This is a genomic window from Dyella sp. 05T440 (assembly GCF_056395965.1).
In genome coordinates, this window is sequence record NZ_JBFTKN010000007.1 from 73,061 (window position 1) to 85,813 (window position 12,753).

At 63.5% G+C, this 12,753-nt stretch carries 14 protein-coding genes; 7 read left to right on the forward strand and 7 right to left on the reverse strand.

Annotated elements, in window-relative coordinates:
- Positions 1–18: 18 nt before the first annotated feature.
- Positions 19–873: a LysR family transcriptional regulator gene (locus tag AC1DE1_RS11160; RefSeq protein ID WP_477176085.1), complete on the forward strand. Its 855-nt coding sequence runs from the start codon at positions 19–21 to the stop codon at positions 871–873.
- Positions 874–885: 12 nt separating this feature from the next.
- Here the strand turns inward: AC1DE1_RS11160 and motB are convergent, their stop codons facing one another.
- The gene (gene motB / locus AC1DE1_RS11165; protein WP_477176084.1) at positions 886–1,914 is read right to left on the reverse strand and encodes a flagellar motor protein MotB; all 1,029 of its coding nucleotides are present in this window, start codon (positions 1,912–1,914) and stop codon (positions 886–888) included.
- Positions 1,911–2,780: a flagellar motor stator protein MotA gene (gene motA, locus AC1DE1_RS11170; protein ID WP_477176083.1), complete on the reverse strand. Its 870-nt coding sequence runs from the start codon at positions 2,778–2,780 to the stop codon at positions 1,911–1,913. Before motA ends, motB begins: the two co-directional genes overlap by 4 nt.
- 347 nt (positions 2,781–3,127) lie before the next feature.
- On the opposite strand from motA, the gene AC1DE1_RS11175 reads away from it, so the two are divergent.
- Positions 3,128–3,694 (forward strand): cytochrome P460 family protein, encoded by a 567-nt coding sequence (locus AC1DE1_RS11175; protein WP_441604238.1) that lies wholly within the window; start codon positions 3,128–3,130, stop codon positions 3,692–3,694.
- A gap of 99 nt (positions 3,695–3,793) precedes the next feature.
- Here AC1DE1_RS11175 and AC1DE1_RS11180 read toward each other — a convergent pair whose 3' ends face one another.
- Complete coding sequence (locus tag AC1DE1_RS11180) at positions 3,794–4,147, reverse strand: hypothetical protein (RefSeq protein ID WP_477176082.1); 354 nt, start codon at positions 4,145–4,147, stop codon at positions 3,794–3,796.
- Positions 4,148–4,371: 224 nt separating this feature from the next.
- Between AC1DE1_RS11180 and AC1DE1_RS11185 the strand changes: the two genes are divergently transcribed.
- Both AC1DE1_RS11185 and AC1DE1_RS11190 read left to right on the forward strand, forming a co-directional pair.
- The gene (locus AC1DE1_RS11185; protein WP_441604240.1) at positions 4,372–5,424 is read left to right on the forward strand and encodes an alpha/beta fold hydrolase; all 1,053 of its coding nucleotides are present in this window, start codon (positions 4,372–4,374) and stop codon (positions 5,422–5,424) included.
- A 21-nt stretch (positions 5,425–5,445) separates the two neighbouring features.
- Positions 5,446–5,811 (forward strand): bleomycin resistance protein, encoded by a 366-nt coding sequence (locus AC1DE1_RS11190; protein ID WP_441604241.1) that lies wholly within the window; start codon positions 5,446–5,448, stop codon positions 5,809–5,811.
- Positions 5,812–5,896: 85 nt separating this feature from the next.
- Here AC1DE1_RS11190 and AC1DE1_RS11195 read toward each other — a convergent pair whose 3' ends face one another.
- Positions 5,897–6,724 (reverse strand): transporter, encoded by an 828-nt coding sequence (locus AC1DE1_RS11195; protein WP_477176081.1) that lies wholly within the window; start codon positions 6,722–6,724, stop codon positions 5,897–5,899.
- Positions 6,725–6,899: 175 nt separating this feature from the next.
- Between AC1DE1_RS11195 and AC1DE1_RS11200 the strand changes: the two genes are divergently transcribed.
- On the forward strand, positions 6,900–7,088 hold the full coding sequence (locus tag AC1DE1_RS11200) for a DUF1737 domain-containing protein (RefSeq protein WP_477176080.1): 189 nt from the start codon (positions 6,900–6,902) through the stop codon (positions 7,086–7,088).
- Between the two features lie 71 nt (positions 7,089–7,159).
- Here the strand turns inward: AC1DE1_RS11200 and msrA are convergent, their stop codons facing one another.
- Entirely contained in the window at positions 7,160–7,669 is a 510-nt protein-coding gene (msrA, locus tag AC1DE1_RS11205; RefSeq protein WP_477176079.1) for a peptide-methionine (S)-S-oxide reductase MsrA, read from the reverse strand.
- A 573-nt stretch (positions 7,670–8,242) separates the two neighbouring features.
- On the opposite strand from msrA, the gene AC1DE1_RS11210 reads away from it, so the two are divergent.
- Together AC1DE1_RS11210 and AC1DE1_RS11215 are read left to right on the forward strand one after the other, a co-directional pair.
- Positions 8,243–9,622 (forward strand): Hsp70 family protein, encoded by a 1,380-nt coding sequence (locus AC1DE1_RS11210; RefSeq protein WP_477179084.1) that lies wholly within the window; start codon positions 8,243–8,245, stop codon positions 9,620–9,622.
- A gap of 169 nt (positions 9,623–9,791) precedes the next feature.
- Entirely contained in the window at positions 9,792–11,153 is a 1,362-nt protein-coding gene (locus AC1DE1_RS11215) for a DUF2252 domain-containing protein (protein WP_477176077.1), read from the forward strand.
- Positions 11,154–11,209: 56 nt separating this feature from the next.
- On the opposite strand, the gene AC1DE1_RS11220 is transcribed toward AC1DE1_RS11215, so the two are convergent.
- Both AC1DE1_RS11220 and AC1DE1_RS11225 read right to left on the reverse strand, forming a co-directional pair.
- Positions 11,210–12,340 carry an SRPBCC domain-containing protein gene (locus tag AC1DE1_RS11220; protein WP_477176076.1) on the reverse strand — a complete coding sequence of 377 codons (1,131 nt, stop codon included), beginning with the start codon at positions 12,338–12,340 and terminating at the stop codon, positions 11,210–11,212.
- Entirely contained in the window at positions 12,337–12,720 is a 384-nt protein-coding gene (locus AC1DE1_RS11225) for an ArsR/SmtB family transcription factor (protein ID WP_441604248.1), read from the reverse strand. The genes AC1DE1_RS11220 and AC1DE1_RS11225 overlap by 4 nt, the downstream gene beginning before the upstream one ends.
- Positions 12,721–12,753: the final 33 nt, after the last annotated feature.

A 12,753-nucleotide genomic window follows, 5' to 3' on the forward strand; every position in this document is an offset into this window, starting at 1 on the left:
CGGGCGGGGAGCACGACGATGGAGTGGAGCGACCTGCGCATTTTCCTCGCGATCGCCCGCGAGGGCACGTTGGGCGCCGCGGCACGCACGCTGGGACAAACCCAGCCCACCATGGGCCGGCGCTTGCGCGCCCTGGAAGCAGCGATCGGCCAGACCCTGTTCCAGCGGACCAGCGATGGTTTTGTACTCACCGAGGAAGGCCTGCTGGTATGCCGGCACGCCGAGCGCATGGAACAGGAAGTACTCAGTTTCCAGCGCGAACTGGCCGGCCAGCAGCAGGAGCTCGATGGACTGCTGCGCATCACGTCTTCCGATTGGTTCGGCGCCCAGGTGTTGGCGCCCGTACTCGCCGAGTTCGCGCAGCAACATCCGCGCGTCACGGTGGAACTGCTCACGGACACCCGCCTGCTCAGCCTGGCGCGCCGCGAAGCGGATCTCGCCTTTCGCATCAAGCCATTCGACGAGCCCGACGTGGTCTCGCGAAAACTGTTGCGCATGCACTATGGCGTCTATCTGCACAAAGGCGCGCGCAAACCGAAAGTCGGCGACGGCAAGGGCGCATCCCTGATCACCATGGACCAGGCGTTCGGCGAGCTGCCCGACGTGAGCTGGCTGCGCGCACAGTTTCCCAACGCCAGCGTCGCCTTCCGCAGCAACGCCCGCGACGTGCACGCACGCCTGTGTGCCAGCGGCGCCGGCCTGGCGGTGTTGCCGCGGCCGCTGGGCGATGCCACGCCAGGCATCGAACGCCTGCCGATGAAAGAAGAACCACCCAAGCGCGATACCTGGATCGGCTATCACCGCGATCTGCGGCGACTGGCACGATTGCGCGCCCTGCTCGATCTGGTCATCGATCGGCTGGCCAGCGATTAAGCCGGACACGCCTCACGGCGAGTCGGCGTGAACCTCTGCAGCAGCGCCTGCGTTGCCACCAGCGGCGCCCGTTCCCGATACGGCAATGATGGCCGGTTTCGCCGGCACGATGGATGCCATCGCGGGCAGCAACGCAGGCGCGTTGTGTTCGACGCCAGCGCTTTCCTGCGACAGCGAGGCGGCCTCCGCCTGCCGATTCATCACGATGATGCTGATGCGACGGTTGATCGGGTCGCCGGGGTTCACGCGATCGAACGGCACCGAGGCGGCCAGCCCGACCACGCGTGCGATTTTTTCTTCGCTGAGGCCGCCGGAGAGCAAGGCGCGCCGCGCCGCGTTGGCGCGATCGGCGGACAACTCCCAGTTGCTGTATTGATGATCGCTACTGTACGGCGCATCGTCGGTGTGACCGGACAGACTGATGCGATTGGGCACGCGATTGATGAAGCCGGCGAGCTCCTGCAGGATCGTCGTGGTGTAGGGCCGCAGTTGCGCGCTGCCCAGGTCGAACATCGGGCGATTCTGCTTGTCCACAATTTGCACGCGCAGACCTTCAGGCGTGATGTCGAGCAGCAACTGATCCTTGAACGGCGCCAGCGCCTGGCTCTTCTCGATCGCCGCCTCCAGCTGCTGCATCAACTCTTCCAGCCGCGCGCGTTCCTGCTTGCGCGCTTCCTTTTCGATTTCCTTGGGATCGACGCTCGCCGCCGCTGCGCCCTGGCGATCCTTGCCTGGCCCATGCGGCAAATCGAGCGCACCACCGGCCTTGATCATGCTGGTGCTGGCGCCGCCCGGCCCCATCTGGCCCGGCGGGGCCATGGTGGCCGTGCCCTGCAGCATGCTTGGGTTCTTGAAGTATTCGGAGATGGCCGCGCGCTGCTCGCGCGTGCCCGCGCCGATCAGCCACATGACCAGAAAGAACGCCATCATCGCGGTGACAAAGTCGGCATAGGCGACCTTCCAGGCGCCACCATGATGGCCATGCCCGTGCCGCTTTTTGCGGCGTATGACGATCAGCGGTGGTTCGCCCTGCTCGCTCACGTGGCCGCCTTGGCGCGCGGCGACTTGAGATGTTCCTCCAGGTCCTGGAAGCGCGGCCGGGTGTTGGTCGCCAGCGACTTGCGCGCAAACTCCACCGCCACCTTGGGGTTGTAGCCGCGCAGATTCGCCAGCAGTGCAATCTTCACGCACTCGAAGGCGCGGCCATCCTCCTGCACCCGGTTTTCCATCGCTGCGCCCAACGGGCCGATGAAGCCGTAGCAGAGCAGGATGCCAAGAAAGGTGCCGACCAGCGCGCCGGCGATATGCATGCCGATGCGCGAGGTGTCGCCATCGAGCTGTCCCATGGTGGTGACGATGCCCAGCACCGCCGCCACGATGCCAAAGCCGGGCAACGCATCGGCGAGCTTGGTCACCGCCAGCGCAGGCGCCATCGCTTCGTGATGATGGGTTTCCAGCTCCACTTCCAGCAATTGTTCGAGCTCATGCGGATTCATGCTGCCGCCCACCATCAGGCGCAGGCAATCGGTGGTGAACTCGATCAAGTGATGCTCGCGCTGCAGGCGCGGATAGGCGGAAAACAGCGGGCTCGCTTGCGGATCCTCGATGTGCTCCTCCACGCCGAGCAAGCCTTCCTTGCGGATCAGGCTGAACAGCTCGTAGAGCATCGACAGCAGATCCACATAGTCCTGCTTGTTGTACTTGGGCCCTTTCAGCAGGCCGCCCACATCACGCAGTGCTGCCTTGACCACCTTGGACGAATTGGCCGAAAGAAACGCACCCAGCGCGCCGCCGCCGATGATCAGCAGCTCATACGGTTGCCATAAGGCAAGGATCTGGCCGTGCGACAGCACAAAGCCACCGAGCACGCACGCGAGCACCACTACTGCACCGACCAGTACCAACATTTTCGCTCCGGGATACGGAGCCAATCACTCCGCGCTCACGTTTTATCGGCGCAGCTCCACGGAAGTTTAGAAAACGCTTTCATCTCATCGCCGCCCATGGGCGGTCTTCACGTCGACTTCCGCCTGCGCGCCCACCATGGCGAAACCTGGGCCACCGCGGATGGCCCTTGTGAAGTCGGCGTCGAGCAGACGCAGGGGCGTTTCGAAGATGAAACATGCTCAGGCCTCGATGCCAGGCATCGACACCTTCGTCTGATGGATTTACGCATCGCGATGATTTGTGATCCTGCCGATGAACTGACGTCCGCAGACCACGCGCGTCCACGACAACCATGCGAGGAGTAGCCATGAAGCGCACAAGCAAGCTCGCCATTGCGACCACCGCCGTCATGCTGGTGGTATTGGGTGGATCGGCCCTGTATGCGCAGGACAAGGCCAAAGCCGGCGTCAGCATCAAAGACAAGTACTCGCTCGTGTCGCCCAGCGGTGTCGCCTTCGCCGACTTCAAGGGCTATGAAGACTGGTCCGTGGTCTCCTCCGCACGTACCGACGAAGTGCTCAAGGTGATCGTCGCCAACCCGATCATGATCCAGGCCTACAAATCGGGCATCCCCGGCAATGGCAAACCCTTCCCCGAGGGTTCCAAGATCGCCAAGCTGCAGTGGAAGTTCAAGAAGAGCACCGAAGCCCCGTTTGCCGTGGACGTGCCAGACGTCTTCACCCAGGCTTTCGTCATCGAGAAAGACAGCAAGCGATTCCCCAAGAGCGCCGGCTGGGGCTATGCGCTGTTCGATTTCGACGCAACCACCAGCACCTTCACAGCCGACCCCACCGGTGTCTCCGATTGCGGCCACACCTGCCACGTAAAAGTGTCCGCCAAGGATCACATCTTCCATCCGTATCAGATGCGTTGAATCGCGTCGGGATCAATAGAACCATGCAGCGCGCGTTGATGCGCGCTGCTGGGGTCACGCCATCGATTCCCCGAGCCTTCCTCAAACGGAAAGCGCCGCTTACGCTCGAAACGACCCACGCAACGATTCGCGCATATATCGGACAAACGACGTTGTCTTGCGCAGCACGGCGCCTAGTGGATCATCAGACACGTAGGCTGTCCGAAAGAACTCCAGCAACGGGTCGCGCGAGATCACCAGCGCGACGATCAACTGCATTTCCAGCAGCGCGAGAAAAACGTCGATGCCAACGGAGTCGATACAGATCGCCGTGGGTACAGCTTCGGGGTGGCATAGGAGGGCCAACACCACGGCGGTAGTCGCCACGCCAATCAGCCATTTCCCTAGATCTTTGCGCCGCCACTCGGCGGCCAGCGCTTCCGGGGTAAACCACAGCGGATCCAGCCAGGCCATATCCCTTCCCTGTTGGCAGCTAAGCGTGAGGCAAACGGCCCCCTCCCAGCGCCAGCATGGAGGCACTCGGCCGGCTACAAAAGGGGGGCCGGGTCGTTTTGTATCCCAATGTATCGACAGGCTTGTCTGGTACACGAACTTTCAATTCCCCCGCGCCTCCACACAGAGCAGACACAGGGACATGGTCTTCTATGTGGGCACACCAACCCGCAGGGAGATGTTTCATGTCGGATCAGATCAACCAGCAGCGCCGGACCTTCCTGGGAGCAACGGCCATGGGACTTGCGATCGCCCCATTCGGCCTCGCGTCGCTCGCCAGTGCGCAGACGGCCAAACCGGCTGACACCACGGTCAAGCACAGCGTCACGGGCGGCCACACATCGTTCAAGCCGCTGAAGCGCGTGAAGGCCGGCGTACTGGATGTGGCCTATGCGGAAGACGGTCCGGCCAACGGCAAGCCCGTGCTGCTCCTGCATGGCTGGCCGTATGACATCTACAGCTTTGTCGATGTGGCGCCCATCCTGGCTGCCGCTGGTTATCGCGTGATCGTTCCCTACCTGCGCGGCTACGGCGACACGCATTTTCTCTCGGCGGACACCAAGCGCAATGGCCAGCAGGCCGCACTCGCCGTCGATGCCATCGCGCTGCTGGATGCGCTCAAGATCGACCAGGCCGTCGTCGCCGGTTTTGACTGGGGCGCCCGCACGGCGGACATCCTGGCTGCGCTGTGGCCGGCGCGCTGCAAGGCGCTGGTATCGGTCAGCGGTTATCTGATCGGCAGCCAGGAACTCAACCGCGCGCCGCTGCCGCCCAAGGCCGAGCTGCAGTGGTGGTATCAGTACTACTTCGCCACCGAGCGCGGCGAGGCCGGCTACGCCAAGTACACGCACGATTTCGCCCGCCTCATCTGGCAACAGGCATCGCCGCAATGGGCGTTCGACGATGCGACTTTCGCGCGCTCGGCCACGGCGTTCGACAATCCCGACCAGGTGGCCGTGGCCATCCACAACTACCGCTGGCGTCTGGGCCTGGCCGAAGGTGAGGCGCAGTATGACGCGGTGGAAAAGAAACTCGCCGCGCTGCCCACCATCGGCGTGCCGACGATCACGCTGGAAGGCGACGCCAACGGCGCACCGCACCCTGACCCGAGCGCGTACGCCAAGAAGTTCACAGGCAAGTACGAGCACCGCCTGGTCACCGGCGGTATCGGCCACAACCTGCCACAGGAAGCACCCGAAGCATTCGCCAAGGCCGTGATCGACGCCGATCATCTGTAAGCCATCGCCAAGGAGCGAGCCATGCCTGAGATCATCGCGTCCACCTTCGTGCTGGCCGTCAACGATCTGGAGATATCGCGACGTTTCTACATCGACAAGCTGGGCTTCGAAGAAAGCCTGCGCGTCGATGGCTGGTCCTTCCTGCAACGCGGCGCCTGCCGCCTGCGCATCGGCGATTGCCCGGACGCACAACCTATCTCGCAGTGCCAGGATCACTCCTGGTTTGCCTATCTGCACGTGAGCGATGCCACCGCCCTTTATCGGGAAGTGCTGTCGAAGCACGTGCCGATCTGGCATGCGCTGGACGACAAGCCATGGGGCATGCGCGAGTTCGCTATCGTGACGCCCGATGGTCACCGCATCGTATTCGGTGAACCAGTTCGCTGAGTGCTCGCACGCTAAGCGACAGCGCGGCGGCCGGCTGGATCGCATTCATCCCATGAGGATCTCGCCGCTCTGGTTGTCAGTCGGCTTACTGCGGAAACAGCAAGGTCACTACTGCGCGATAACCCCAGCCGTGCGGACTGGCGGCGCTGCTGGCCACCCAGTAGCGCACGCCGCCGGTAAAGCTCACCGGCAGCCTGCCCATCCTGGTCAGCTTGGCCACCGTGAAGTTCAGCGGCACCGCGGCTTGATGCGCGTGCCAGTCATAGGTGGACTCGGCATTTACGCCGTAGGTCCAGGCGGTAGGCGTGGTGTAGGACAGGAACGGCTGGAAGAACAGGCTGCTCAACGGAGCGCGGTCGCGATTGTTTTTCACACTGGCAATCGACCAGATCTGGTTGGTCAAAAAGCCGTATGTGAAACCTTTGGACTGCTTGAGCAGCACCAGCGTGGGTCCAAGTCCCCACTTCTTCGCACCCAGGAGATCATCCGTGGCCGTGGGCAACAGGAAGGCGGGACCGGCGCCCCAGATGATGCCGCCGGCGCCCGGTGCTTTAGGCGAAAAAAACAGACTCTGCGTGATATCGCCAATGCCCGACTGACTGCCGGCGCCAGGCGAGATGTCGGCCTGACTGGTCACCGGAAGTATCGTGCGGGAGATCATGTTCCAGTCGTTGCTGATGGAAATCGGCACCACCGGCTGGATGTTCATGGTCAGTCGGTGACCGCGTTCATCGGGCCCGATCTTGCTGTCGTAGTTGAACTGAAACGGCGCACTGATCAGCGACGCCACGGGGTTCGACAATTTCTTGGCCAGGTCGGCCGAGTCATTGCCCGCTGCCTCGTCCGAAGCAGACTGCGCGTGTGCGGCGAAGGAAAACAGCGCAAGCGCCAACGAGAGATGTCGATATCGCAAGGCGCTCTCCGTCTTTGGTCCCTGTAGCCGGTACTTTCCTTTGCAGCCAGCAAGAAGTACATGCGGGGAAATACGGGATGAAACTAGGTGTTTCTACCTAGTGCGCGATCAGGCTGATCCACACCTTGCGTACACTCAAGCGCCGCAGCAACTGTCAAGTTCGAGGAGACTTCGCATGTCCAACACGCCACCCGATGGTCTACCGCGCTACCGCCTGCTCACCGGCAAGGATGACGCCGCGTTCTGCCAGCGGGTCTCCGAGACGCTGGCGCTGGGCTACGAACTCTACGGGTCGCCCGCGGCCACCTTCAACGGCGAACATGTGGTGGTTGCCCAGGCCATACTCTGGCCCGGGCACGACTAGCGGCATGTCGCGCCTATGCGCCACAAAAAAAAGGGGCGGTCGCTTGGACCGCCCCTTCCATCACTCATTGATTACTGCGCACGCCGAGGCAGGGTCCACTCCGCTCGCGGGAAGTGGCAGGTGTAGCCGTTGGGAATGCGCTCCAGATAATCCTGGTGCTCCGGCTCGGCCTCCCAGAACGGACCGGCCGGCGTGACTTCGGTGACCACCTTGCCGGGCCACAGACCCGAGGCGTCGACATCGGCGATGGTGTCTTCCGCGACCTTCTTTTGCTCGTCGCTGAGATAGAAGATCGCCGAGCGGTAGCTCATGCCCACGTCATTGCCCTGGCGGTTCCTGGTGCTGGGGTCGTGGATCTGGAAGAAGAATTCCAGAATCTGGCGATAGCTGATCACGCCGGGATCAAACACGATCTCCAGCGCCTCGGCGTGCGTGCCGTGATTGCGGTAAGTAGCGTTGGGCACATCGCCACCGGAATAGCCCACGCGCGTGGACAACACGCCCGGGTAACGCCGCAGCAAATCCTGCATGCCCCAGAAGCAGCCGCCAGCCAGGATCGCCGTTTCGGTTTTCGTGCTCATGTGTTGGTCCTTCCCATAGGTGACAGTGGTGCGCGGCGGGGCTGGCATGCCGTCGACAGACCCAGGTGCTTAGTGCCAGAAACTCCCCAACGCAGCTGACCTCCAATGTGGTGTTTGCCGCCGACGTTCTCAAGCGAGACGGCCGCTGACCTACTCTCGGCGATGAGGTCCAAGGCGGCGATGGGCCTGGGCGCCACTCAGCCACCATGAGCCGCCGGTAGTCCCATCCCTACGACACCCGTCCTGTGCCACATGGGGAATGGCGCATTGCGCGTGATGGGCGCACTGTGCACCCCGCTTCAGCAGATGCTCGCTCAGGCCAAAGACCCGATGGTGTCGACGGTCAAGCCGATGAGCCCGTTCTACGTTCAGCACGCCGCAAGGCGCACTGACGCCCGGCCGCGACATCGCACATGCTTATAACCCGGGGGTTGGGCATGTGCGATCGCCGCGGCGCTGCCGGGATACCGCCCCATTGAGCCGCGCTCGCAGATGGCATGAGACGCACCATCTCGGCACGCCATCGCCAGACCTGAGATAATGGTTGATTGCCCCTAAGCGCGCGGCTTCTCTATGCACATCGGCATCGACTTCGGCACCAGCTATTCGGCGGCCGCCGCCATCATCGGCGGCGAACTCACGCTCGTGCGCTTCGGCGCCGCCGAGCAGTTCCGCACGGCCGTGTATTTCCCCGAACTGGTGCCTGACCCGAACGACTTCGAGCTCACGCCCGAGCTGGAAGCGCAGATGGAAGCCCATATGCGCTCGGCCCGACTCGATCTGCGCCGACTCGCTGCGGCAGGCAACGAGGCAGCCCGCTCGGACGCCGACCTGCGCCGCGATGCCTTGCGCGTGGTCCGCCGCCAATGGATGGAAGAACAGGCGCGCGCGGCCACCGCCTCGGTCGCCAGCTTCCAGCATGCGCTGTTCGGCGAAGACGCGGTGGAAGGCTATCTGGAAAGCGGCGGCGGCAACCTCATCGAATCGCCCAAGTCGATGTTCGGCTATCGACTGGACCCGCAGGTGCGCAAGGTGATCGTGCACATTGCCACGCATATCCTCGAACACATTCGTCTCACCGCCAGCCGCCAGTTCGGTGAAGCCGTGCGCGGCGCGGTGATTGGACGCCCGGTGGAATTTCGCAGCTCGATGGGCGCGGCAGGTTCCGAACAGGCCATGGAGATTCTGCGCGAAGCGGCGGCGGCGGCGGGTTTTGACGAGGTGAGTTTCCTGGAAGAACCCGCCGCGGCGGCCATGCATTACCACAAGAGCCTCAGCGACCGGCAGCACGCGCTGATCGTGGACATCGGCGGCGGCACCACCGACGTGACGCATGCGGAGCTGGGTGGCGACGCATCGCCGTTCATCGCGCGCAATTGGGGCCTGCCCAAGGGCGGCACCGATCTGGACGTGGGCGTGAGTCTGCACAGCTTCATGCCGCTGATGGGCAAGGACATCGTGCGCATTCCGCAGCACCAGTTCGTGGAAGCGGCCAGCGTGCACAACCTGCCCAAGCAGCGCGAGTTCCGCAAACAGAACTATCGCCTGGTCGCCGCGCCCTATGGCCCACGCCTGCGCGCCCTGCAGGAACTGGGCGCCACCACGCGGCTCAATCAGACGGCCGAACGCACCAAGATCATGCTGAGCAGCGACAGCACCCATCGTGCGCCGCTGGATTTCATCGAACACGGCCTCGCCGTGGACACCACGCGCAGCGATCTGGACACGGCCATCGAGCCCTTCCTCATCCAGCTGGAGCGCACACTCACCACCGTGCGCGACGACCTGGCCGCCCTGCCCGCCAGCGTCTTCCTTACCGGCGGCACCTCGCGCTCGCCCCAGGTCAAGGCACGCGTGCAGTCGTGTTTCCCCGAGGTTCCGCTGGTGCACGGCGATCCGTCGCTGGGCGTGGTGTCGGGACTGGCAGTGGCGGCGAGCGAAGTCACCGCCTGACCCGCTTCAGGGGACGCACTGTCGTTCGTCCCCATCCTTGACGACGTCGCAAGGTCTTGCCGGCCTTGCCAGCGTCATGCCGCTGTCACCCCGCATTGCTTGAATCCGCGGCGACCTTGTCCGGCGCGGGTGGTCCGCGCCTGGTTCACGCATCCGGGGGGATGACCCAATGAAGAAGGCCTTGTTGGCACTGGCTACGGCCGGCCTGCTGTTCGCTTCGGCTGCCCAGGCAGCCACGTCGCGTACCAGCTGGGTGGTATCGCAGATCTACAACACCAATCATCCGCTGGCCGCCACGGACAGCGCCGACCTCGCCACCAAGATGTCGACCATGGCGGCGAGCGCGTTCAACTTCTATCGCGGCACCGATCACATCTTCTACCAGGACATGACCACGCTCCCGGCGTCGGCGTATACAACGTCACAGACAGGTTTCACCTGGATCGGCGGCGATGCGCACATCGGCAATTTCGGTGCGTGGCAGGACAGCAGCGGCAACAACGTGTTCTCTGTCGACGATTTCGACGAGGGCTATCTCGGCCAGTACGTGTGGGACCTGCGCCGCCTCGCCACCAGCATGGTGCTGGCCGGCCGCGCCAACGGCATTGCCGACAGCGACATCACCACCGCGATCAATACGATGGTGTCGGCGTACATGAGCGAGATGAACGACTTCAAGGGCAGCAGCGACGAGCTGAGCTTCCAGCTGAAGAACGGCAATACCTCCGGCGCCGTGCAAGACACCATCAGCGATTCCAAGGGCGACTCGCGCGCCAGCCTGCTGAGCAAGTACACCCAGGTGAGCGGCAGCACCCGCACTTTCCAGACCATCGCCGGCACCCTTGCCGCGGTCAACAGCAGCACGTACAACGCCATCGTGGCGGCGATGAACAGCTATATCAGCAGCATTTCATCGTCCAAGCGCTACGCGGCCAGCTATTACCAGGTGAAGGATATCCGCCAGAAACTCGGCTCCGGCGTGGGCAGCCTGGGCAAGCTGCGCTACTACGTGCTGATCGAAGGCCCATCGACGTCGACCTCGGACGATGTGATCCTCGAGCTCAAGCAGGAACTGGGCAGTGTGGTGGCAGAGGCCGACAACGGCCAGCTGCCTGCCGCCGATTACAGCAACAACGAGGCCAATCGCGTCGCGATGACCGCCAAGGCGCAGACCCTCAACGCGGACGTCTTGATCGGCTACGCCACCATCAATGGCATGGCCTTTTACTTCCACGAGAAGTCGCCGTTCGAGGAAGATTTTGATTACACCCAGCTCAGCAGCGCAGGCAAGCTCAACACGGCGGCCACGTATCTGGGACAGGCGCTCGCCTCGGCGCACGCGATCTCCGACCAGGACTACAACAGCGCCATCGTGTCGTACAGCATCGACAAACAGATTACCGCTGCGGTCAGCAGCACAAGCGGACTTCAGTCGGAATTGTCGACATTCGCTTTCAACTACGCGGCCCAAGTTTCGCTGGACTGGCAGTCGTTCGTGAGTGCCTATAACGCAGGCACGCCGCTCTATTGAGTGCTGCGAGGCCGGAGCAACGGCAGCGTTGCTCCGGCCTGCTTACTCATCATTCGTTACGCAGCGCTCGCCTTGCGCAACGGCGTGACATTGGAGGCGGCGCGATCGCCCTCGACGGCAGCCCCCGCCGCGATGAAGCTGGGCCGTGCCTGTATCACCCGCATGGCTCGCTGCACGTTGCGATATTTCGCCAACAGGCCTGGGCCTTCCGGCGTCTGCGCCAGCGAATAGAGCAGCGGTGCGGCGAGATAGTCGGCGATGCACGGTGCGTTGCCGATCAGGAAATCGCGCTGGCCGTAGCCTGCATCCAACGTGGCCAAAAGGCGGTCGATATCGGGCAACGCAGCGTCGATGATGGCGCGGTCCGGCTCGGGGCCCGATGGAAACATGTACTGCAGGATCAAGCGCGTGACGATGGCGTCGTAGCCGTAATCGTCCAACACGCTGTACCACTGCTCCGCCCTGGCGCGCGAGGTGACGCCACTGGTGGGCAGCAGATCCGGTCCATCGAAGGCTTCGTCGATGTAGCGCAGGATGGCGCGCGTTTCATAGAACTGCAGCGGGCCGTCGTACATGGCCGGGATGCGGCCGAACGGATGGATCGCATCGGCCTCGGCCGAATGCGGGGCCACCGACTTGAGCGCGTACGCCACGCCCTTCTCCGCCATCGCCATGCGTACGGCACGCACGTACGGGCTGATCGGACTGCCCACCAACACCACAGAACCGGCTGAGCCATCCGGATCGAGATAGTCCGCCAGCCGGTTGAAGACAGACGTCCAACCCTGGTTGTGGTCGTCGCGGATGGCCGCATCGGGGAAGCCGGTGTGGCGCATGTGCAGCTGCGTACCGCCGTCTTTCTCGGTCAGCGTCACCTCGATCAGCGTGGTGCGCGCAGCGAGGTCGCCTTCGCCATCCCAGGCCCAGGTGTAGGCGAGGAACTTGGGCCGCTCGATCACCTGGTAGGTGCCGCTGGAGCCGTGCACGGTGCCGTCCTTCTTCACCATCGTGACGCGGTAGCGCCCACCCACTCGCACATCGGTCGCCACCTCGCCCACATGCAGGCCGCGTGGGCAGTGCCATGCGGCAAGCGCGGATTCGTCAGTGAAAGCATCGAACACTTTCTCCCGCGGCGCGCGGATGAAGCGGGTCATTTCCAGCTCGAACGTTGCAGCTTGGGTGCTCATGGCTTTTTCCTCGGTACACGTGGGGCGCCTTTGCCACGCTTCTTTGCATCGGCGCGATGGGTCTGTTCGACAAACTCAACCAGTCGATCCAGGCTGTCTTCCCAATGACGGCGATAGGCCTCCAGCCAATCGTGCGCGTCATGCATGGGCTCCGCCCGAAGACGGCAGATACGCCAGCGGGCGTCCACTTCCCGTGCGATCAGGCCGGCGCCTTCCAGCACGCGCAGGTGCTTGGATATGGCCGGTGCCGACATGTCGAAGGGTTCGCCCAGCTCACCGACGGTGGCGTCGCTCCTGGCCAGGCGGGTCAGGATGGCGCGTCGCGTGGGGTCGGCCAACGCGCTGAAGGTGAGCGACAAGCTGTCTTGGGTAGTGGCCATGGTCGTCAATTAACCACTTGGTTAATCGAGAGT

Coding starts and splice junctions, on each gene's coding strand:
- AC1DE1_RS11160 (WP_477176085.1), top strand. CDS start 19: ATGGAGTGGAGCGACCTGCGCATTTTCCTCGCGATCGCCCGCGAGGGC.
- motA (WP_477176083.1), bottom strand. CDS start 2,780: ATGTTGGTACTGGTCGGTGCAGTAGTGGTGCTCGCGTGCGTGCTCGGT.
- AC1DE1_RS11175 (WP_441604238.1), top strand. CDS start 3,128: ATGAAGCGCACAAGCAAGCTCGCCATTGCGACCACCGCCGTCATGCTG.
- AC1DE1_RS11180 (WP_477176082.1), bottom strand. CDS start 4,147: ATGGCCTGGCTGGATCCGCTGTGGTTTACCCCGGAAGCGCTGGCCGCC.
- AC1DE1_RS11185 (WP_441604240.1), top strand. CDS start 4,372: ATGTCGGATCAGATCAACCAGCAGCGCCGGACCTTCCTGGGAGCAACG.
- AC1DE1_RS11190 (WP_441604241.1), top strand. CDS start 5,446: ATGCCTGAGATCATCGCGTCCACCTTCGTGCTGGCCGTCAACGATCTG.
- AC1DE1_RS11200 (WP_477176080.1), top strand. CDS start 6,900: ATGTCCAACACGCCACCCGATGGTCTACCGCGCTACCGCCTGCTCACC.
- msrA (WP_477176079.1), bottom strand. CDS start 7,669: ATGAGCACGAAAACCGAAACGGCGATCCTGGCTGGCGGCTGCTTCTGG.
- AC1DE1_RS11210 (WP_477179084.1), top strand. CDS start 8,243: ATGCACATCGGCATCGACTTCGGCACCAGCTATTCGGCGGCCGCCGCC.
- AC1DE1_RS11215 (WP_477176077.1), top strand. CDS start 9,792: ATGAAGAAGGCCTTGTTGGCACTGGCTACGGCCGGCCTGCTGTTCGCT.
- AC1DE1_RS11220 (WP_477176076.1), bottom strand. CDS start 12,340: ATGAGCACCCAAGCTGCAACGTTCGAGCTGGAAATGACCCGCTTCATC.
- AC1DE1_RS11225 (WP_441604248.1), bottom strand. CDS start 12,720: ATGGCCACTACCCAAGACAGCTTGTCGCTCACCTTCAGCGCGTTGGCC.